This window comes from Pyxidicoccus xibeiensis, assembly GCF_024198175.1.
Classification (GTDB): Bacteria; Myxococcota; Myxococcia; order Myxococcales; family Myxococcaceae; genus Myxococcus; species Myxococcus xibeiensis.
Genome location: NZ_JAJVKV010000007.1, coordinates 341,438 through 360,315 on the forward strand (window position 1 = coordinate 341,438; position 18,878 = coordinate 360,315).

At 72.0% G+C, this 18,878-nt stretch carries 16 protein-coding genes; 7 read left to right on the forward strand and 9 right to left on the reverse strand.

Annotation, left to right across the window (positions count from 1 at the left end; all coding sequences use genetic code 11):
* Positions 1-11: 11 nt before the first annotated feature.
* Entirely contained in the window at positions 12-1,418 is a 1,407-nt protein-coding gene (locus tag LXT23_RS30650) for an FAD-binding oxidoreductase (RefSeq protein ID WP_253983891.1), read from the reverse strand.
* Between the two features lie 144 nt (positions 1,419-1,562).
* Between LXT23_RS30650 and LXT23_RS30655 the strand changes: the two genes are divergently transcribed.
* The 4 genes from LXT23_RS30655 to LXT23_RS30675 all read left to right on the forward strand — a co-directional run bounded on the left by LXT23_RS30655 (position 1,563) and on the right by LXT23_RS30675 (position 7,354).
* A complete protein-coding gene (locus LXT23_RS30655) occupies positions 1,563-1,913 on the forward strand; it encodes a hypothetical protein (protein ID WP_253983892.1) in 351 nt (116 codons plus the stop codon).
* A gap of 39 nt (positions 1,914-1,952) precedes the next feature.
* Positions 1,953-3,749, forward strand: a complete 1,797-nt coding sequence (locus LXT23_RS30660; RefSeq protein WP_253983893.1) for a hypothetical protein — start codon at positions 1,953-1,955, stop codon at positions 3,747-3,749.
* A gap of 108 nt (positions 3,750-3,857) precedes the next feature.
* Positions 3,858-5,795 carry a choice-of-anchor I family protein gene (locus tag LXT23_RS30670; RefSeq protein WP_267146722.1) on the forward strand — a complete coding sequence of 646 codons (1,938 nt, stop codon included), beginning with the start codon at positions 3,858-3,860 and terminating at the stop codon, positions 5,793-5,795.
* Between the two features lie 383 nt (positions 5,796-6,178).
* Positions 6,179-7,354, forward strand: coding sequence for a TetR/AcrR family transcriptional regulator (locus tag LXT23_RS30675; protein ID WP_253983894.1), 1,176 nt, complete (start codon positions 6,179-6,181; stop codon positions 7,352-7,354).
* Position 7,355: 1 nt separating this feature from the next.
* Here LXT23_RS30675 and LXT23_RS30680 read toward each other — a convergent pair whose 3' ends face one another.
* Entirely contained in the window at positions 7,356-8,672 is a 1,317-nt protein-coding gene (locus LXT23_RS30680; protein ID WP_253983895.1) for a hypothetical protein, read from the reverse strand.
* A gap of 152 nt (positions 8,673-8,824) precedes the next feature.
* On the opposite strand from LXT23_RS30680, the gene LXT23_RS30685 reads away from it, so the two are divergent.
* The 3 genes from LXT23_RS30685 to LXT23_RS30695 all read left to right on the forward strand — a co-directional run bounded on the left by LXT23_RS30685 (position 8,825) and on the right by LXT23_RS30695 (position 11,858).
* Positions 8,825-9,655 carry a hypothetical protein gene (locus LXT23_RS30685; RefSeq protein ID WP_253983896.1) on the forward strand — a complete coding sequence of 277 codons (831 nt, stop codon included), beginning with the start codon at positions 8,825-8,827 and terminating at the stop codon, positions 9,653-9,655.
* A 686-nt stretch (positions 9,656-10,341) separates the two neighbouring features.
* Complete coding sequence (locus tag LXT23_RS30690) at positions 10,342-11,208, forward strand: TolB family protein (RefSeq protein WP_253983897.1); 867 nt, start codon at positions 10,342-10,344, stop codon at positions 11,206-11,208.
* On the forward strand, positions 11,208-11,858 hold the full coding sequence (locus LXT23_RS30695; protein ID WP_253983898.1) for a M23 family metallopeptidase: 651 nt from the start codon (positions 11,208-11,210) through the stop codon (positions 11,856-11,858). The genes LXT23_RS30690 and LXT23_RS30695 overlap by 1 nt, the downstream gene beginning before the upstream one ends.
* Before the next feature lie 46 nt (positions 11,859-11,904).
* On the opposite strand, the gene LXT23_RS30700 is transcribed toward LXT23_RS30695, so the two are convergent.
* From LXT23_RS30700 to LXT23_RS30730, 7 genes are read right to left on the reverse strand one after another with little or no spacing between them, the layout of a single operon-like run.
* Positions 11,905-12,390: a hypothetical protein gene (locus tag LXT23_RS30700; RefSeq protein ID WP_253983899.1), complete on the reverse strand. Its 486-nt coding sequence runs from the start codon at positions 12,388-12,390 to the stop codon at positions 11,905-11,907.
* A 15-nt stretch (positions 12,391-12,405) separates the two neighbouring features.
* On the reverse strand, positions 12,406-13,509 hold the full coding sequence (locus tag LXT23_RS30705) for a COG1470 family protein (protein WP_253983900.1): 1,104 nt from the start codon (positions 13,507-13,509) through the stop codon (positions 12,406-12,408).
* On the reverse strand, positions 13,509-14,024 hold the full coding sequence (locus LXT23_RS30710) for a phage tail protein (RefSeq protein ID WP_253983901.1): 516 nt from the start codon (positions 14,022-14,024) through the stop codon (positions 13,509-13,511). Before LXT23_RS30710 ends, LXT23_RS30705 begins: the two co-directional genes overlap by 1 nt.
* Entirely contained in the window at positions 14,011-16,602 is a 2,592-nt protein-coding gene (locus LXT23_RS30715) for a putative baseplate assembly protein (protein ID WP_253983902.1), read from the reverse strand. Before LXT23_RS30715 ends, LXT23_RS30710 begins: the two co-directional genes overlap by 14 nt.
* On the reverse strand, positions 16,599-17,027 hold the full coding sequence (locus tag LXT23_RS30720) for a GPW/gp25 family protein (protein ID WP_253983903.1): 429 nt from the start codon (positions 17,025-17,027) through the stop codon (positions 16,599-16,601). The genes LXT23_RS30715 and LXT23_RS30720 overlap by 4 nt, the downstream gene beginning before the upstream one ends.
* Entirely contained in the window at positions 17,024-17,365 is a 342-nt protein-coding gene (locus LXT23_RS30725; RefSeq protein ID WP_253983904.1) for a hypothetical protein, read from the reverse strand. The genes LXT23_RS30720 and LXT23_RS30725 overlap by 4 nt, the downstream gene beginning before the upstream one ends.
* Positions 17,366-18,874, reverse strand: coding sequence for a phage baseplate assembly protein V (locus tag LXT23_RS30730; RefSeq protein ID WP_253984020.1), 1,509 nt, complete (start codon positions 18,872-18,874; stop codon positions 17,366-17,368).
* Between the last annotated feature and the right edge of the window lie 4 nt (positions 18,875-18,878).

An 18,878-nucleotide genomic window follows, 5' to 3' on the forward strand; every position in this document is an offset into this window, starting at 1 on the left:
CGCGGCTTCGCTCACGCGTCGACGACCTTCCCGGGGTTGAGGATGCCCTGGGGGTCCAGCGCGCGCTTGAGCACGCGCAAGAGCTCCAGCTCCTCCGGCGAGCGCGAGTAGCCGAGGTAGTCCTTCTTCAAGAGGCCGATGCCGTGCTCGGCGGAGATGCTGCCGCCGTGCTTCTTCACCAGCTCGAACATGGTGGGGTCCGCCTGCTTCGTGCGGGCGAGGAACTCCGCCTTCTCCATGGCGTCCGGCTTCATGATGTTGACGTGCAGGTTGCCGTCGCCGATGTGGCCGAAGAGGCAGATTTCCCAGCCCGGGTAGCGCGCGGCGAAGACGGACTCCAGCTCCGCGCAGAAGCCCTCCAGCGCGGCCACCGGCAGGGAGATGTCGTTCTTGTGGGGCAGGCCGGTGGCGGACAGGCTCTCGCTGATGCCCTCGCGCAGCGTCCACAGCTCCGCGGCCTGGGCCGCGCCCTGGGCCTGGGTGCCGTCCGTCACCAGCCCGCGCTCGAAGAGCGAGCCCAGCCACGCCTCCACCGCCGCCGCGTCGCGGGCTTCTGCCTCCAGCAGCACGTAGCAGCCGCTGGACACTTCGAAGGGTGAGCGCACCTTGCGGTGGCGCTGCAGGCGCGCCAGGCACCTGTCGGTGAAGAACTCGTAGGCGGAGATGCCGAAGGCCGTCTGCTGGCGCGCGTCCCGGAACAGCCGCAGCACGGCGGCCACGTCCGGCACCGCGAAGAGGAACACGTCCTGCTTCCCCGGCAGCTGGGTGAGCTTGAGGGTGGCCTCGGTGATGACGCCCAGGGTGCCCTCGCTGCCGATGAAGAGCTGCCGCAGGTCCGTGCCGGTGTTGTTCTTCTCCAGCGCGCCGTTGAGCTCCAGCACCTGCCCCTGGGCCGTCACCACCTGGAGGCCCAGCACCCACTGGCGGGTGAGGCCGTAGCGGATGACCTTCACCCCGCCCGCGTTGGTGGCGATGTTGCCGCCCACCGTGCTGGAGCCCTTGGACGCGAAGTCCACCGGCCACGTGAGGCCATGCCCGGCACAGTGGTGGTGCACGGCCTCCGTCACCGCGCCCGCCTGCACGCGCACCGTGTTGCCGAGCAGGTCCACCGGGCCCATTCGCGCCATGCGCTGGAGCGACAGCACCACCTCGCCCCGGGCCGCCACCGCGCCACCCGCCAGGCCCGTGCGGCCGCCGGAGGGCACCACGGCCACGCGGTGCTGGTGGCACAGCGCCATCAGCCGGGCCACCTCCTCCGTGCTCCGGGGGAGCGCCACCGCGCTGGGGGCGGGCGCGTACACGCGCGTCCAGTCCCGGCCGTACTCCTGCAACTCCCCCGGCTCCCGGGTGAGGAAGTCGGCGGGGAAGCCCTCGGAGATGGCCCGGAGGAAGTCTGCGGGGAGCGCGGCGGTGGTCATGCCTCAAGGCGTATTGCAGCCGACGCACCGTGACAAGGCGAAGCGCCCGGTGGCGGGAAAAGGTCAGGAAAATGGGCTCACTCCGTATACGGAGCGGCGACTGCCGGACACCGGCCCGCCCTCCCCCATCCGAGGAGTTCCGAGATGTTGAAGAACCGAGCCCTCCGCACCGCCCTGCTGGCCGTGTCCCTAGTGCTGGCCCCTGCTGCGCTGGCGGAGACGCCGCAGCGGGGCCTGCCCTACATCTTCGAGACGGTGGACGGCATCAAGGTCGTCGACACCATCCGGATTGAGGTCACCGGCATCCTCCAGGGGGAGGGCACGCCCCGCACCTTCACCTTCATCCAGAACGTCTCGAGCCCGGAGAACTCGCTGTACTTCGCGCGCTGTGAGCGCTTCGCCCTGCTCACAATGAACAAGCCGGGGGCCTACCTCTTCGAGATGGTGCAGCTGACCAACGGCTCCTCCTCCACCTGCCGGCTGACGCGCCGCTAGGCGCCTCCCACACGGCGGGCGGGGAAACGGATTCCTCTCATGGGCACGATGCGAAGCAGCTGGCTGGCATTGGCGCTGGCCCTGGTGGGACTGCAGGCCGCGTGCGGCGGGAGTGACGGCACGGATGCGGGCGTGGACTCGGACCGGGACGGCGTGGCGGATGCCGTGGACTGCGCGCCGCACACCGCGGAGCGCTGGCGGAACCTGCCCGGCTTCCGTGACGGTGACGGCGACGGCGTGGGCGCCGGCAGCGCGCGGCCCCTGTGCTCCGGGGAGGCGCTGCCCGCTGACTGGGTGGCGGTCGGCGGTGACTGCGATGACTCCAGCGCCACGCGGTGGCGCCAGGTAGAGGGGCTCTACGCCGACCTGGACGGGGACGGCGCGACGGCACCAGGGCCCGTGACGGGCTGCGTGGGCGACACGCTGGTGGACTACCACGCCCAGCCCGGCCCGCCGGACTGCGACGACTCGGATGCGCGCCTCCAGCAGTCCACGCTGGCGTGGCTCGACTCGGACGGGGATGGCCGGGGCAGCGGCGCGAGCGTGCCCTACTGCGCGGGCGCACGGCCTCCGCCTGGCTATGCCGCGCTCGAGGGCGACTGCGCGCCCGACGACTTCCGCCGCGCGGTGCCCCTGGCCTACACGTACCGGGACGCGGACGCGGACGGGCACACCGTCCACGAGCGGGGCACGCTGTGCGTCACCACGCTGCCGGCCGGCTACACCACGCTGGCGAGCGGCCTCGACTGCGACGACGCGGACCGCGCGCGGTGGGTGATGCGTGACGTCTACGCGGACGAGGATGGGGATGGCTTCGGCGTCGGCGCGGCGGTGGCTCGCTGCGTGGGCGCGGCGCCAGACCCGGGCTTCGCCTGGGAGGACGAGGACTGCGACGCCGAGTCGCCCGCGCGCTGGCAGTGGCACTCGTACGAGCACCGGGACGGGGATGGAGACGGCGCCACCATTCCGGAGCGCGGCGTGCTGTGCGCTGGCGCGGCGCGCCCCTCGGGCTACTCCTCCTGGCCGCTCGGCAACGACTGCGACGACGGGAACCCGGACGTCCTGGTGAGCTGGAGCGTGTACCCGGACTCGGACGGGGACGGCGTGGGCGCGGGGGACCAGGAGACGCTGTGCGCGGACACCGAGCGCCCCACGGGCTATGCCCTCACCGGCACGGACTGCGCCGTGTCGGACGCCACCCTCTGGCAGACCCTGCCCTATGCGCACCGGGACGTGGACGGGGACACCTTCACCGTGGCCCAGGCGGGCAGCGTGTGCTCGGGCGCGGCGCTCCCGGCCGGTTACGCCACCACGCCCAACGGCGTGGACTGTGACGACTCCACCCCCACCCTGCACACGTACCTCCAGGCGTATGAGGATACGGATGGGGACGGAGTGGGTGCGGGGACCGTGACGCTGCGGTGCACGGACGGCGCGGTGCGCGCGCCCTGGTCGACCACCGGCACGGACTGCGAGCCCCAGGACGCCACCCGCTGGCAGGTGCGCTCCTACTTCCACGTGGACCGCGACACGGACGGCCACACCCGGCCCGAGTCCGGCACGGTGTGTACCGGCGCCGCGCTGCCGGCGCCCTACCGGACGGTGGCGGCGGGCAACGACTGCGACGACACGGACACCACCCGCTTCCGCTGGGCCGTGCTCTACCCGGACGAGGACGGCGACGGCGTGGGCGCCTCGCCCCGGATGGTGCCGTGTCTGGGACAGGCGGTGCCCACGGGACTGTCGGTCCGCGGCTACGACGTGGACGACGCCGACGCGGCCGTTCAGGAAGACGCCGACGAGGACCTGCTCGTGGAGCTCATCCTCATGGACTGAAGGCCCGGCCGTCACGACTTCACGCGCCCGTGACGGCCTCGTTGCAGCAGCTCCGCTCGCGCCTGCTACGCCGCCGTCCCCGAACCACCTTTGGAGGGGACAGCCGCGATGAAGCCACGGAACACTTTCAAGACGTCCTTGCGCACCGGCACGCTGATGGCCTGGATGGCCTCGGCCGCGCTGGGCACCGGCTGCCAGGGTGAGCAGGGCCCGGCGGGGCCCACCGGCCCGGCGGGAGCCCAGGGGCCTCGGGGCGAGCGGGGCCCCGCTGGCGAGCAGGGTGAGCAGGGTGAGCAGGGTCCTCGCGGGGAGCAGGGGCCCACAGGCGAGCAGGGTCCTCGCGGGGAGCAGGGGCCCACAGGCGAGCAGGGGCCCACAGGCGAGCAGGGACCGCAGGGGGAGCAGGGACCCGCGGGCGAGCAGGGCCCTCGTGGCGAGCAGGGGCCGCGCGGTGAGCCCGCGATTCCTCCGGACCCGAAGCTGACGGTGCTGGGCACGTACCGCAGCCGGGCCTTCGACGAGGGCGCGGCGGAGATTGTCGCGTACCACGCGCCCTCGCGGCGCCTGTTCGTGGTGAATGCCCTGGCGGGCACGCTGGACGTGCTGGACGTCACGAATCCGGCGGCACCGGCGAAGGTGACGTCCTCCACGTTCGCCTTCAACCTGCGCACGGACCTGCCCACGCTGCTCCCGGGCTTCGTCGCAGGCGCGGCCAACAGTGTCACGGTGCACGGCAACACCGTGGCCATCGCCGTGGAGTCCTCCGACAAGCAGGCCCCCGGCGCGGTGGCCTTCTATGACGCCCTCAGCGGCGCGTTCGTCAACGCCGTGCAGGTGGGCGCGCTGCCGGACATGCTCACCTTCTCGCCGGACGGCCGCTACGTGCTGGTCGCCAACGAGGGCGAGCCGAACGACACCTATACGAACGACCCGGAGGGGAGCATCAGCATCATCGACCTCGCGGCGGGCGTCGGCCCGGGACAGCCGGCGGTGGCCACCGCGGGCTTCACCGCCTTCAACGGTCTGCAGTCCCGGCTGCTCGCGCTGGGCGCGCACCTGACGCTGTTCGGCGCGGCGCCAAGCGTCGCGAAGGACCTGGAGCCGGAGTACATCGCCGTGTCGCCGGACTCGAAGACGGCATGGGTGACGTGCCAGGAGGCCAACCTCGTGGCGGTGATGGACCTGGCCACGGCCACGGTGACGCAGCTGCTGCCGCTGGGCCTCAAGCACTACTCCTTCCTGGGCCACGGCCTGGACCCGAGCGACCGCGACGCGGTGATTCCCACCGGCACGCGAGGCCGCTCCGCCATCAGCAGCTGGCCGGTGGCCGGCATGTACCAGCCGGACGCCATCGCTCCCTTCACCGTGGCAGGGCAGACGTACCTCGTCACCGCCAACGAGGGAGACATCCGCGAGTACAGCGGCGGCAACGAGGTGGTGCGCGCCGGCGCGCTGACGCTGGAGGCGCCACTGACCGACAGTCTGAAGGACGTGGCGGTGCTCGGCCGGCTCAATGTCACCCGAGCGGGCGGGGACCTGGACCGGGACGGTGCCTACGAGCAGCTGCGCGCCTTCGGCGGGCGCTCCTTCTCCATCTGGAGCACCAGCGGCACCCTCGTCTTCGACAGCGGGGACGAGTTCGAGCAGCTCACCGCCGCCGCATACCCGGCGAACTTCAACGCCAACAACACCGAGAACAACTTCGACGGGCGCAGCGACGACAAGGGCCCGGAGCCCGAGGGCGTGACGGTGGGGAAGCTGGGCGAGCGCACCTTCGCCTTCATCGGCCTGGAGCGCATCGGCGGCATCATGGTCTACGAGGTGACGGACCCGCGGCACGCACGCTTCGTCCAGTACCTCAACAACCGCGACTTCAGTGTCGCCGACGCGGAGGACAGCGTGCTGGGTGACGGCGCGGTAGGAGACCTGGGCCCGGAGGGGCTGCTGTTCATCCCCGCCGACCAGAGCCCCGGCGGCCACCCGCTGCTCGTCGTGGGCAACGAGGTGAGCGGCACCACCACGCTGTACCGCTTCGCGCTGCCGTAGCGGGCACTGTCGCCGGGCGACCCATCCAAGACGCGGATGACTCCTGCCTGACAGGGTGGCGGGAGCGCGCCCTCGTGGAATGAGTGTTCTTCCAACCCCCAGCGCGAGAAGGGCAGCCCCCGTGCGGCCATGCCGTGCCAGCGCCGCACGCCTCGGGCCGTCCGAGACATTCCATGAGCAGGCTCCCGGGAAGACTGGCTCAAGACCTGGAGGGAGCCCGCATTGGCTGAACCCTCGCGGGCGTTCCGGCCTCTCGCGAGCCGTGGGCCTGAGCGGACCTGCCTGGTCGTCAGCCGTCGGGATGTCAGCCCCACCCGGTAGGAAGGTGCTGGCGGAAGGAACGTTCCTTCCACGGGCGGGTCGGTCCGGCAGGGGGTGGGCAGATGATGGAGCTGTACCAGCAGTTCGTGGCCACGCGGATGGAGGAGGCGGCGGCGGTGATGGCGCAGCGGGGCTACGACAACACCCCGGCCGCGGAGCTGGCGCGGGTGATGCGCATGTCGGTGGGCTCGCTGTGCCGGCGCTATGGCAGCAAGCGCGGCTGCGCGCTGGCCATTCGGGACTTCTCCGACGACGAGCTGTTCCGGTATGCGCGCTACGAGTTTCAAATGGCCAGCACGGACGAGGGCGCGGGCTTCCGCGAGGGCTTCTTCGCCCTGTGGCGGCTGCTGGCCCACTACGCGTTGCGGATGCCTGGAGTCTTCAGCTTCGTCTTCCTGCACGCCCGTCCTGAGCAGGGGCCTGACGACGAGCGACGCGGGCGGGTGCGAGACCTGGTCCGGGAGGTTGTCAGCCAGGGCGAGCGCGATGGAGTACTGCAGCCCGGTTCCGCGATGGCGAGGACGTGCCTGGTGTGGGGCGCGCTGGCGGAGCTGGGGCGGGTGGCGGCGAGGTGGGAAGGCGCAGTGACGGAGGAGGACGTGCTCGCGTCGGCGGAGGCGCTCTGGCGGGCGCTGGGCCCGAGGGAAGAGTCAACGCCCCGAGGCCCCGGCGGGATGCCGCCTCCAGACGGAAGTGAGGCCTCGGAAGAAACACCCGACAGCGAACCAGCGGCGACAATGGATGCTGGCGCGAAGGCGAATCTGCCTCCAGAAGGCGAGAAGGCCTCGGATGATGCGTCCGACTGTGACGCGACGGCGGCAATGGCTGATGACGCGGCGGCGCATCCGCCAGGCGCTCCACCCGAGGAAACGGAGCGCCCCCACGCCATGGTGGAGGGCGGTACTCCGGCCACTACCGCAGGTGAAGACCCAGGGCTGCGCGTGTTGAGTGCTTCACCTGCAGGCGCGGGAACGGCGCGGTCCGAAGCCCTGACGGCTGGAGAGGCCCTGGCAGCAGCTCACGATGACGCGGCGTTCGAGCGCTCGATGCACGCCAGACCCCGTCGCGTTCTTCGATGCGGCCCTGCCGGGACGAGGACACTGCTCTCGGCAGACGCCTGCCAGACTCCGTGGCACGCAGCGCGCTGGAGGCCATGGCGCTCGCCACGTTCCTGCATGCCCTGGCTCCGGGAGCGCCTGGAACCTCCCGGGATGCCGCAGGACTCTTCCGCGGCATGAATCAGCGCCACGAGGCGAGGATGCGCTCGGCCGCGGCCACGTCACCCCACCCCACCCTGCCGGTGAGGACCTCGCGTCCGTAGGAGATATGGAGCTCGTGCGCCAGGAAGGTCTCCTGGGAAAGCCGTGCCAGCCCCGCGGGCCAGGCCGCGCCGCGCGAGGCCTTCACCGCGCGCAGGAGGTACACGTCGACGTCGGACTCGGGCTGCCAGCGCAGCATGTCCAGCACCCACGGGAGGGAGACCCGCGAGTCGAGCTCCTTCCCCGTGGCCGACCGCAACAGCGCCGCGCCTGCCTCCGGACCCGGGAGGAAGTAGAGCATGCGCCGCGACAGCACGGCTTGGCCCTCGAACCACGTCCCGTCTTCGCGGCGGTGGAGTGCCGGGAAGCACACCCACTCCACCGGCTCCGCCACGAGCGCGCTCCGCTCCCGCAGCTTCGGGTGGCGGAGCATCTCCAGCCATACGCGCAGCCGCGCCGCTCGCTTCCACCCGAGCCAGGGCAGGTGGACGGACCGGTCTCCCTCCACCCGGAGTCCTCGGCGGCCACGCACGAAGCGCACGCCGCCTTCGGGAAGGGCGTCCAGGCGCACGGCGACGGGCTCGCCCGAGGACGGCAGCCACACCAGCCGCGCGGGAGTGAGCCAGAGGGCACCGGGACGCAGGCCGACCAGCGCCGCCACCAGTCCCACCACCGCCAGCATCAAGCCCAGGAACAGCGGACCCGCCAGTCCCAGCGTGAGGCCCAGCGTCAAGGTGCTCACCAGCAGCGCGATGGGCAGGCCCACGGCGACCAGGGGAACGGCGATGCCCAGCAGCGTCTGCAGCGTCCTTCCCGAGTACCCCACCAGCTGGGAGAAGGACTCCCCCGGCTCCAGCGCGAAGGACACCGGCGTGCGGACGAGCGCCTCCAGCTGGCGCAGCTCCAGCTCCAGTGAGGCGGCGCCGGACACGACTGTCAGGGAGGCCAGCCGCTCGTGCACCCGGGCCTCCAGCACCTCGCGGCACTTGCGCACCTGCTGCACGGTCTTCAGCACGGGGGAGTCCTTCGGCCACGACTCCAGCTCCGCGCGCCGCGTCGCGCGCTCCATCGCCTCCAGGCAGGCGGCGTCGCGCGCCAGCACCTCCTCCACGAACGACGCCCGCTCCCGGAGCCTGCGCTGCCAGCGGCGTCCCTTCAGCGCGTCGGACAGCGACCGGTAGCGCGGGAGCATCGCCTCGAGCAGCTCGAGCCGCCCTTCCAGCTGCCGGCGCAAATCCTCCAGAGTCGACTGGCCCTCCACCGGGCCGCCCCCCCTGGGTCGTGTGCGTTCGGACATTCCTCGCGCAGCATACAGGCGGAGTCCTGCCCTCCGGGAGCAGTCGCCGTGCGCCCCCGGACAGCCGGTGACGTCTCGTCCCGGCACCCGCGTGCGCCGTGGCTATCCTGGCCGCGCGCGTGGCGTCGACGCGCGCACCGGGGGGACGCGCCATGGACCGCTTGCGCAAGCCATTCTTCATCGCGGCGCTGGTGCTGCTGGCGCTCTGCGTGCTCGTGGAGGTCGGCTCGCCGGTGCTCCTGCCGCAGCGGCCTCCGGACTGCTCGGCGCTGAAGGGCGCGAAGCCCTGCACACAGGCGCCCCCGGGCCTTCCCGAGGACTGCCGGCCCCTGCATGCGTCCCTGTGCGAGGGCGAGGGCGTGAAGATGGACGACGTGCTCAAGACGCAGAAGGAGAACCCGCCCTCGCCGGGCCTGGGCATCCCCTACCTGGCGCTGGTGGACGCGCTGCTGCTGCTCACGCTGGGCCTGATGGGCGCCAGCCTCCTCATCCCCGAGCGCGTGCACGGGCGCGTGCAGGGCCTGGCCACGCTGATTGGCGCCATCGTCGCGCTGATGACCGGCATCGCCCTGCTGCTGGCGGCCATCGGCCTGCTGCTCACCATGGTGACGCTGGTCGCCTCCGTGCCCTTCGGCACCATCGTCTACCTGGCGCTGTGGGGCTTCTTCAACCGGGGCGGCGCGGCCGGCACGCTGGGACTGCTGATGACCTTCAAGCTGGTGGCGGGCGTGTGCCTCGTCCTCGCACACCAGCGTTTCCTGCAGAACAAGGGGCTGGTGCTGCTCTACCTCACGTCGCTGCTGGCCAACGCCGTGGTGTCCTTCCTCCACGGATTGGTGCCGGGCATCCTCGTGAGCATCACCGACGCGGTAGGCGCCATCATCGTCTCCATCCTCGGCCTCGTCTGGGCCGTGCTGCTGCTCGTCGGCGCCCTGGTGTCCATCATCAAGGTGCTGCGCCTCAAGCGTGTGGCAGCGGCATGACGTAACACGTCTGTCTTTGCCATCTTGCGTCACAACCTGGGAGCCCCGGAAACAACGTCAAATGCTGCTTCACGGCTTGACTCGAAGTGTCTGCCTGCTCTTTAAGCATTGGCTCCAGGTGCGTATGGGGTTGTTCGCATGCGCCATCTGGTGCCCACGTATCTCTCACGAGGAGTGACATCATGAAGATCAAGACCAAGGTTCGTGGCGGTCCGGCTCGCGGCTGCAGCAGCGGCGTCATCCTGGAGGCCTGAGACGGGCTCGAGTCGAGGTCCGGTGCCGGCTTCGGTACGGCCCGGCTCTGACGCGAAGCGACTGTCTGCCTTTCAATGATTCACTCCAGGCACGGATGGAAGGATTCCAGCCGCTGCCCTGGTGCCAACGCATCCCTCACGAGGAGAGTCACCATGAAGATCAAGACCAAGGTTCGTGGCGGTCCGTCTCGCGCTTGCAGCGGCATCATCCTGGCTGAGTAACCAGGCGTGAGCTGATTCGAGTCACCAGTGGGCGGGTATCGCCTGCTGGTGACTTTTTCATTTCCGAAATGGCAGTCCCGAGCTGGGAAACACGTTTAGGGTAAATTTCCACCAAGACAGGATTCTCAGGTTTCGAAGCAACTCATTCACAGGCTCCAAGAAAATCCAGGCTCCACAACGCACCGTGGAATCCCCCTGCCCCTGGAGCCCATGAAAAAATCCATTCTGACCATCGCAGCGCTGTCGCTTGTAGCCTCGAGCGCGACGGCGACGGAGCGGATGAACCCGTCGGACCTGCGCCGTATCTCCAAGGCGCGAGGGAGCCTGGTTCCCGCCGTTGCGAAGGAGTTCGGGCCCAAGGCCCGGTTCGTCCACCTCTTCGGCCAGGGAAAGGGAATGCTGGCGGGTGTCGTCGCCGAGATTCCCGCGGAGGCGCTCGGCACGGACGAGCTGCCGCTGCTGGCCATCGTCCAGTACGACGAGGCGACGGGCGCGGTGCGTGTGGTGGACCGGGAGTTCAAGTACCGCGAGGCCCGCTCGGTGGGGCCGGACGTGGCGCTGCTGGACGGTGAAGGCCGGCTGCGGCTGCGCGAGCCCAACGGCCGCGAGCGGCTGCTGGCCGAGGGCGTCGGGGGAGACCTGTTCCCGACGGCGAAGGGCGACGCGCTGGTGGCCACGCTGAAGATGGCGGAGGACCGCGCGCACGAGACGTCCGTGGGCATCATCGACCTGAAGGGCCGCGTGAGAATCCTGGCGGATGGGCCCGGCGTGGATGCGACGCCCAGCATCTCCCCGGATGGCCGCACGGTGGTCTTCGTGTCCGGCCGCACCAGCGTGGCCTCGTTCTACGTGACGGACGTGGACGGCGCGGCGCCCAGGCAGCTCACCAACGTGGGGCTGGAGAACTGGATGTTGTTCGGAGGCCCGCCCAAGGGCTTCGTGCCCCCGCCCGTCTCCAGCCACCACATGGAGTGGGTGGGTGACGACGTGCTCCGCTACAACGCGGGCGGCGGCGAGTTCTGGAAGCTCAACGTGCGCACGGGCGAGGCCGCGCCGGACCTGGGAGGTGGGAAGTGATGCGCGCGACGATGCAGCAGCTCACGGTGACGCTGGCCTTCGCGATGCTGGCCCTCCCGGCGGTGTCCCCGGCGCAGACGATGTTCCGCTCCCCCGTCTCGCAGCTCGCGGACCAGTGCGGCAACGGTGGCTGCACCGTGAGCGCGTACAAGGACTACGGCGGCCGGGACTACGCCTGTGGCGGCGTGCGCTACAGCGGCCACACGGGCACGGACTACGCCCTGGTGGGCGGGTTCAGCAAGATGGACTACGGCGTCTGGGCCATGAACGCCGCCCGGGGCTACGTCGAGGCCGCGGTGGATGGGTACTTCGACCGGTGCAACTACTGGAACCAGGCCAACCCGTACGCCGCCTGCGGCCTCTACACGGCCAACTACATCATCATGCGGCACCCGGATAACACCCAGACCTGGTACTGGCACCTGAAGGCCTATACGCAGCAGTTCGCGCGCGGCACCACCCTCTCCTGCGGCAACTGGATTGCGCGGGTGGGCTCGTCCGGCGCCTCCACGGGGCCGCACCTGCACTTCGAGTACTGGGTCCCCGGCTACGGCACGGATGACCCGTACGCGGGGCCCTGCGGCACGCCCTACACGCGCTGGACGGCGCAGGGCGCGTACCGGGGCCTGCCAGGGCTCGCCTGCCAGTAGCGGGCGTCACGGGCAGCGCTGGAGTGGCCGTGAGCAGGCTGCTGCCTCAGGACTCCTGGGGCAGCAGCCGCAGCGCGCACGCCTGGGTCTGCGTGCTCATCAGGCACGTCACCTCGAGGTCGGCGCCCTCCTCGGTGACGTCCAGCTTCCGGGATTCCTTGAGCGGGTCGAAGGTGGCCGGCACCGAGCGCTTCGCGCGGGGCTCGACCTCCACCTTCACGACAGTCCCGGACGGGAAGGCGAGCTCCAGGGAGCGCACCCGCGTGTCGGACGCCTTCACGTCCACCTGGCACGAGGCGCCGCGCTGCACCGTGAGGACGCCATTCGAGAAGATGCAATTCGTGGCCAGCTCTTTCGCCGTCACCGGGCGGGGCTTGAGGAAGCGCGCCCGCAGCTGCTGCGCCGTCTCCATGGGCTTCACCCGGTCCGGCGGCTCACTGGTGGCGCCGAACCCCACGCCGAGCACGTACAGCGCGACAATCGCGATGATGGCGAGGATGAGCACGGCGTGGATGGGCTTCAGCTCGGGCATGGCTCGCGGTGCCGCCTAGGGAATCCGTCTCTGGAACTCGAGGTTCTGTTCGAGCTGCAGCTCCTTGACGGACTCCAGCCGTTGCGGTGAGCCCATCAGCACGTCCTGGTTGATGCGGTGGTCCCTGACGATGACGCACCGGCCGGAGATACAGGTGCTGAAGGCCGGGCAGGGCGCGGGACACCGGGCCGGCACGGGCGCGGGCTTGCATCGCTCGTCACAGAAGCCGGACAGGCAGACCTCGTTCGTCGTGCACGGCTCCTTGTCGGGGAGCTGGCACAGCCGGGTGGGGCCGCACCGCGAGGGCGCGCGGCACTCCTCGTCGGAGTCACAGCGCCCGTCGTCGCGGTTGCACCGGCCGTCCGGCCGGCAGAAGAAGCTGGCGCAGTCGCGGTCGCTCCCACAGGCCTCCTTGGGCCTGAGCAGGCAGAGCTGTGAGCCGGGCACGGCCGCACACTTCAGCGGCCCCGGGCAGCTCGCGTCGCTCGTGCAGTTCTGTCCCAGCGCCAGCTCGCACTGCCCCTTCTGGCCGCAGAAGCCGGTGAGGCACACCGCCCCTCCGTCGCAGGGCTGCCCCTCCGCCACCAGGCACACGCCCCCGTCCGCCGCCGTGCAGGCCAGCCCCTTGTCACAGGTGCCCTCCGGGCAGGGCTCGTTCAGCGCCGGCCTCTCTTCGCCGCGCGAGGCGACGATGCCAATCACCGTCCCCAGGATGAGGACGATGCCCGCGGCCAGCGCGAGCCACAGCCAGGGAATGGCCTTCTTCGGGGGCGGCGTGGCCACCACCTCGAAGCCCGTGGAAGGACCCTCGGCATAGCGCTCGTCCGGGTCCGTCACGTCCACCACGAGCAGGTGGAAGGAGAGGCGGCCCGGCGGCGTCCCCGGAGGCGTGCGCACCTGCACGGTCAGCTGCTGCGTGCCGTCTGGAGCGAAGTCCCGCTCCTCACCGCCCTGGAGGGTGAACCACTCGGCCTTCGCGCCAGGGCCGGGCACCACCGAGACGCGCGCGCGCACGGCGGCGCGCAGGGCGTTGGACACCGTGAAGGCCATCTCCCCCCGGCCCGACGCGTCCAGACGGATGGAGTCCGTCACGGCGGTGATGTCGAAGGCGCGTGGCATCAACCCCCTCCCTTGGAGGACTGCGTGAATTGCAGCTCGTACGTGACGTAGGCGGGCTTCTCCCGCTCGATGATGCGCTCCAGCAGCAGCCGGTGGCTGGCCACCTCCGCGGGCGCGCGCACCCGCACGTGGAAGGGGCGCGGGCGGCCGTCCGGCCCCGGCACCAGCTCGTCCACCCCGAAGTCCGTGCGCCCGGTGGCGGTGGTGAGGAACAGGCGCAGGCCCCGCGCCGTGCCGCGCCACCGCGAAATCTCCACCGCCGCGGCCACCAGCTCGCGCAGGCGGCCCAGGCCCGTCGTCACCGGCAGGTCCATGCCCACCCAGCGGGCCAGGAAGGGCACGAAGCGGTCCGGCGCGCGGCGCGGGTCGAAGTGCGCCTCCAGCCGCGCGAGCACCGCCTCGCTGGGCGCGTGCAGCGCCTCCATCACCTCCAGCAGCGCGGCCAGCGGAGAGCCCGGCAGGGAGGTGCGCTGGAAGACGCCGGGGAGGAGGCGCTGGATGTCAGGGCTCCGCATGGTCCGTCACCACCTCCAGCACGTGGGCGCCGGAGCAGAGGAGCCAGGTGGGCGGCAGCGTCACCTTCTCGGTGAACTCGCGCGTGGACACGGGCTCGTAGCGCTCACCGCCCACGACCTTGCGGAAGACCCCATCCGGGCCGCCCGCGAGCAGCGGCGAGCCCCCGGGCGGCGTGGCCAGCGCGGCCACGGGCTGGAAGAGGCGCTCGGCCTCGCGCAGGGGCAGGCCGCAGCCCACGTCCGGCTTGCGCCACGTCACCCCCGGGCGGCTGGAGTCCAGCCACAGCACGCCCACGCGGTGGCTGCCCGCGTACACGGTGGAGCCGCTGAAGGCCAGGGTGAGGCAGCTGCCGCCATCCCAGCCCTTGTCGAAGGGCCGCCACCCGTCCGGCGGGTCCGCCGTCCCCATCAGCTCCCAGCACAGGCAGCCCTTGCCGGGGTCCGCGCCACTGGCGGCGGCGAGCCCTGCCCACAGGAAGGACCGCGGCCCGTCGCGCTGCACCTCCAGCACGCGCACGTCCGCGCCGCGCGGGCCGATGGGACGGAAGGTGCCGCTGCGCCCACCGCCCGCCGAGAGGAAGACGCCGCGCGTGCCCATGGCCGCCACCGCGACGTTCACCGCGCCGCGCACGTCCGTCGTCGCCGCCACCGCGAAGAAGCCCAGGTCCTGGTTGGCCGGGTCCACCAGGACTTGAATGGGCGTGGCGCCGGCGCGGGCCACCAGCTCGAAGAGGCCCACGCGCGTGGCCAGCAGCAGCACCGGCACGCCCTCGCGCTCGGCCCAGGCGATGTCCTCCACCGCGTCCAGCGTGTGCGTGAAGGGCTCCCACGTCTCACCGCAGTCGTAGGACAGGTGGATGCGGGAGCGCTTCGCGTCACTCGCCAGCCGCGCCGACACCGCGACGTAGCCCGGCCGCTGCGGGTGCGCCTCCACGGCGTCCACGTCCTCACCCGGGAAGAGGCCCGCCTTCTCCCAGCCGTCCGCGTCGTTCACCGTGCGGAACAGCGTCTCGCCACCGCCGGCATAGAAGGTCCCCGCCTGGAAATTATCCGCGGCCAGGGTGCGCACCTCCTGCGGCACCTCGTCCACCATGAGGCGCACCCGGTCCAGGTAGCTGACGCCCGGCTCGGCCAGCAGCGCGTCGTACACGTGCGAGGCCCGCAGCGCCTGGCCGAAGCGCCAGCCCTCCGGCTGCAGCGCCGAGGGTAGCGGCGTGAGGGTGCGGTGGAGCCGCTCGACGAGGCGCGTGCGCAGCGCGGCGGTGTCCTCCTCGCGGTGAGCCACCACGCGCGCCTGCACGCGCACCGTCTTGTAGCGCGCCCACTCCACGTGACACGCGGTGCCCAGCGGCCGGCGCACGTCCAGCTCGGCATGGATGCGGGCGCGCGCATCCTCCGTCTCGTGCTCGCGCAGGGTGGCGTCGGTGATGCCCTCGCCCGCGGCGCCCTGCACGTCCGGTGGCAGGTGCGGCACCAGCAGCACCTCCACCGTGCCCGCGGGCGCGTGCGCCCACAGCTGCGCCAGGGTGACGGCCTTCGCGCGGGCCACCGCGCCGGAGCTGCGCAGCGCCAGGAGCTCGAAGTCTCCGGCGGTGACGGCCCGGCGCAGCGAGTGCAGCTCCTGCGGCCCGCGCAGCAGCGCGTTCTCCAGCGTCTCCGCGGGGCGGCCGCCCGTGGCGGGCCGGGGGTTGGTGACCTTCACGCCCGCAATCGGCGCCTTGAGCAGCTCCAGCGTGCCCGCGGCCACGTTGCCCGAGGCCCCGCCGCCGCGCCGGTACCACAGCCGGATTTCGCGGCCCGCGCCCGGCACCGCGGCCAGCGCGCGCGGCTCGCCCAGCTCCCCCGCCTCGCTCGCCAGGCGGGCCGAGGGCGCGAAGGTAATCACCCCCGTCATCCGGTCCACGAGGTAGGCGGGCTCGTCCGGCGCCAGCGCCGCGAAGTTGTCCACCTCGCGCCAGACGCGGTACGTGCGGCCCCCGTGGCGGCGGGCCGGGGCGCGCGCGTCCAGCTCGTCGGGGTCGGCCTCCACGCCCACCACCAGGTCCAGCGAGTCCCCCGTGGGCGCGACGATGGGCGGCCGCTTCGCCTGCACGGTGAGGCCCGGCTGGCCGGTGCCCTGCCCCACCAGCTCCGCGTCCACCTGCTCGCAGTGGTAGGCGAGCACCTCCACCTCCGTGCTCCCGGGCGCCAGCGCCACCGAGTCCGCGGTGTGGAAGACCACGGGCTCCGCGCCGGCACCGGCACGCGCGAGGGTGACGGGCGTGCTGCGCGGAATCTCCACCGGCCGCTCGGCGGGGCGCGCCAGCGTGAAGCGCAGGCGGACGGAGGCGGCGGCGGGCGGCTGGAGGCGCACGCCCAGCAGGCGCAGGAACTCCACGTACGCCTTCTCCGGCAGCCGGTTGAGGCGGTACAGCATCGTCTCCGTCAGGTGGGAGAACACCTCCACCAGCACCATGCCCGGGTCGTGGGGTGACAGGTCCGTCCAGTCCGGACACGAGGCCAGGATACGGGCGCGGGCCTGCTCCACGAGCTGCGCGAAGCCACGGTCATCCAGGCGGGGAGTCGGGAGCGACGTCATGACGGGCCTCCCGCGAGCGAGAAGGGATATGCCAGCCGCTCGGAGCGGCCGGTGGCGCGCACGCGGTACTCCAGCGTGACGTCCAGCCGGTAGGGGTCTTCCGCGCTGCGCGTGGCGTCCAGGTGGAGCACCTGGATGCGCGGCTCCCAGCGCTCCAGCGCGCGGCGCACGTAGTGGATGGCGAGGCCGGCGGTGGTGTCGTCGTTGTTGGCGAAGAGCAGCCGGTGCAGCTCGCAGCCGTAGTCCGGGCGCATGACGCGCTCGCCGGGCGTGGTGGTGAGCAGCAGCAGCACCGCCTGGCGGATGGCGGCGTGCTCCTCCACCATCTCCGCGCGGCCGGTGGGGGCCAGGCGCAGCCCGGAGTGCTCCAGCATCTCGAAGTCAGGGTGCACGAAGCGCCAGGTGCGATAGCGGGGGGCGCTCATGCAGCCTCCGTCACGAGCGTCTGCCCGGGGGCGTTGACCTTGTACTTCACCGTGCCGGGCGGGGTGCCGTCCGTCAGCCCCTGCAGCGAGTCGAGGACGACGGCCTTGCCCTCCACCGTCACCCAGGTGGAGTACCCCTTCTGCACCGCCAGCGTGGAGGTGCAGGGCTTGATGGTGGGGCCGATGTTGGGGCACCCACCGATGGGACGGCCCTCCGGGTCCGCGCGCACCAGCACGGGCCGGCCCTCCACCGTCACCAGGGACTGCGAGTGGATGATTCCCACCCGGCCCAGCTCGTGGGCGCACACCACCAGCGCATCCACCGTCAGGACTCGCATTCACCCTCTCCGGAAGTCGATGGAGCGCCCGCGGATGACCACGTCCTGGCCGGGCGCCTCCAGGTCCAGCGCCACCTTGGCGTGCAGCCTCACGCGGTCCGGGGTCAGCTCCAGGTAGCTGCCCGTGCCGTCCTCGAGCCGCAGCGTGCGGCCCTCGTCGTCCAGCCTCAGCTTGTGCCCGCCCGGCGTCAGCAGCGTGTAGCGCCGCACCGAGCCGCCCTCCACGCCCGCGTCCGGAGGGCCGTCCCCTCCGTAGAGGCCGCCCACCACCACGCCGCGCGCCGGGTCCTCGCCGCCCAGCACCAGCAGCACCGTGTCCTCCACGTCCGGCAGCAGCATCAGCCCCTTGCCGGAGCCGCCGCCCGCCGCCAGCACCTGCATCCAGTCCGTCTCCACGCCGCCGTACGCGGGCAGCGTGGCGCGCACGCGGCCCTTGCCGTCCGGGTCGTCCACGCGGCTGACCACGCCCAGCGTCACCGCCGAGCCCCGCGTGCGCACGCGGCGGGGCGGAGGCTCGGAGGACAGCTCGGAGACGAAGCCGTGCCGCGCGTCCACGCGATGGGTGACGGCGGTGAGCACATAGCGGCCCGCCACGGCGGCGGCCACCCCGCGCACGTCCACGCGGGCCCCGGGCTTGAGCCGCGCGTCGCCCTCCGCCACGGCGGTGAGCACCACCTCCCGGGCGCTGCGGTAATCCAGCTCCGCCTGGGCCACGGCCTCGAGGTGGGGAATGCCCTCGGCCGCCTCGTCGACCAGCGAGCGCAGGGGCTCGCCGCCCACCTGCGCGGGGGAGACCTCCGCATCCACGTCGCGTCCCACCCGGGGCGCATCCGCGCGGCCGGTGTGGGCCTCTGCGCGCAGCGCGTCCCAGCCCTCCGCGCCGACCTCGCGGCAGGCCGCGTCGCCATTCACCTCGACGGTGGCCTCCAGCAGCGACTCGCCGAGGAGCAGCGGAATGACGGTTCCTTCCCCCTCCAGCGTCACCAGCCGCAGCGTGTCTCCGTCCAGCACGGGGTAGAGGCCGCAGCGGTCCGCGTACTCCACGAGGAAGTCCAGGTCCGTCTGGCCATGCTGGATGAGGTGGCGCCACAGCGGCCCCGGCGCCGCCGCGCGGGCGGAGAGGCCCACGCCCGAGGCCAGCTCGCGCGCCAGGTCCTCCAGCGTCACCTGCACGTGGGCGCGCACCGGCTGGCGCTTGCGCAGGCGGTGGAGCAGGTCATAGGCACGCACGCGCACCTCGCGCGCCCCGCCCGTGGCGTGGACGTACTCCACGGCCGTCACCTCGCCACGGAAGAGGTCCTCGGTGCCCGCGGCGGCGGCCACGCGCAGGGCCGTGCCCGGTGGAAGGCCCGCGGAGGCGAGGGTGCCCTTCGGGTCGGTGAAGACGAGCTCGCACTGCGCGGGCACCGCCAGCCGCTGCTGGACGCGCACGGAGGAGAGGGCGCGCAGGTCCGCCGCGGGCAGCAGCGAGCCGTCCGTCTCGATGCGCAGCTCTGGCAGCCCCCGCATGTGG

Excerpts from the sequence above, each read along its gene's own strand:
- LXT23_RS30650 (WP_253983891.1), bottom strand. The coding sequence starts at position 1,418 with ATGACCACCGCCGCGCTCCCCGCAGACTTCCTCCGGGCCATCTCCGAG.
- LXT23_RS30655 (WP_253983892.1), top strand. The coding sequence starts at position 1,563 with ATGTTGAAGAACCGAGCCCTCCGCACCGCCCTGCTGGCCGTGTCCCTA.
- LXT23_RS30660 (WP_253983893.1), top strand. The coding sequence starts at position 1,953 with ATGGGCACGATGCGAAGCAGCTGGCTGGCATTGGCGCTGGCCCTGGTG.
- LXT23_RS30670 (WP_267146722.1), top strand. The coding sequence starts at position 3,858 with ATGAAGCCACGGAACACTTTCAAGACGTCCTTGCGCACCGGCACGCTG.
- LXT23_RS30675 (WP_253983894.1), top strand. The coding sequence starts at position 6,179 with ATGATGGAGCTGTACCAGCAGTTCGTGGCCACGCGGATGGAGGAGGCG.
- LXT23_RS30680 (WP_253983895.1), bottom strand. The coding sequence starts at position 8,672 with ATGTCCGAACGCACACGACCCAGGGGGGGCGGCCCGGTGGAGGGCCAG.
- LXT23_RS30685 (WP_253983896.1), top strand. The coding sequence starts at position 8,825 with ATGGACCGCTTGCGCAAGCCATTCTTCATCGCGGCGCTGGTGCTGCTG.
- LXT23_RS30690 (WP_253983897.1), top strand. The coding sequence starts at position 10,342 with ATGAAAAAATCCATTCTGACCATCGCAGCGCTGTCGCTTGTAGCCTCG.
- LXT23_RS30695 (WP_253983898.1), top strand. The coding sequence starts at position 11,208 with ATGCGCGCGACGATGCAGCAGCTCACGGTGACGCTGGCCTTCGCGATG.
- LXT23_RS30700 (WP_253983899.1), bottom strand. The coding sequence starts at position 12,390 with ATGCCCGAGCTGAAGCCCATCCACGCCGTGCTCATCCTCGCCATCATC.
- LXT23_RS30705 (WP_253983900.1), bottom strand. The coding sequence starts at position 13,509 with ATGCCACGCGCCTTCGACATCACCGCCGTGACGGACTCCATCCGTCTG.
- LXT23_RS30710 (WP_253983901.1), bottom strand. The coding sequence starts at position 14,024 with ATGCGGAGCCCTGACATCCAGCGCCTCCTCCCCGGCGTCTTCCAGCGC.
- LXT23_RS30715 (WP_253983902.1), bottom strand. The coding sequence starts at position 16,602 with ATGACGTCGCTCCCGACTCCCCGCCTGGATGACCGTGGCTTCGCGCAG.
- LXT23_RS30720 (WP_253983903.1), bottom strand. The coding sequence starts at position 17,027 with ATGAGCGCCCCCCGCTATCGCACCTGGCGCTTCGTGCACCCTGACTTC.
- LXT23_RS30725 (WP_253983904.1), bottom strand. The coding sequence starts at position 17,365 with ATGCGAGTCCTGACGGTGGATGCGCTGGTGGTGTGCGCCCACGAGCTG.
- LXT23_RS30730 (WP_253984020.1), bottom strand. The coding sequence starts at position 18,874 with ATGCGGGGGCTGCCAGAGCTGCGCATCGAGACGGACGGCTCGCTGCTG.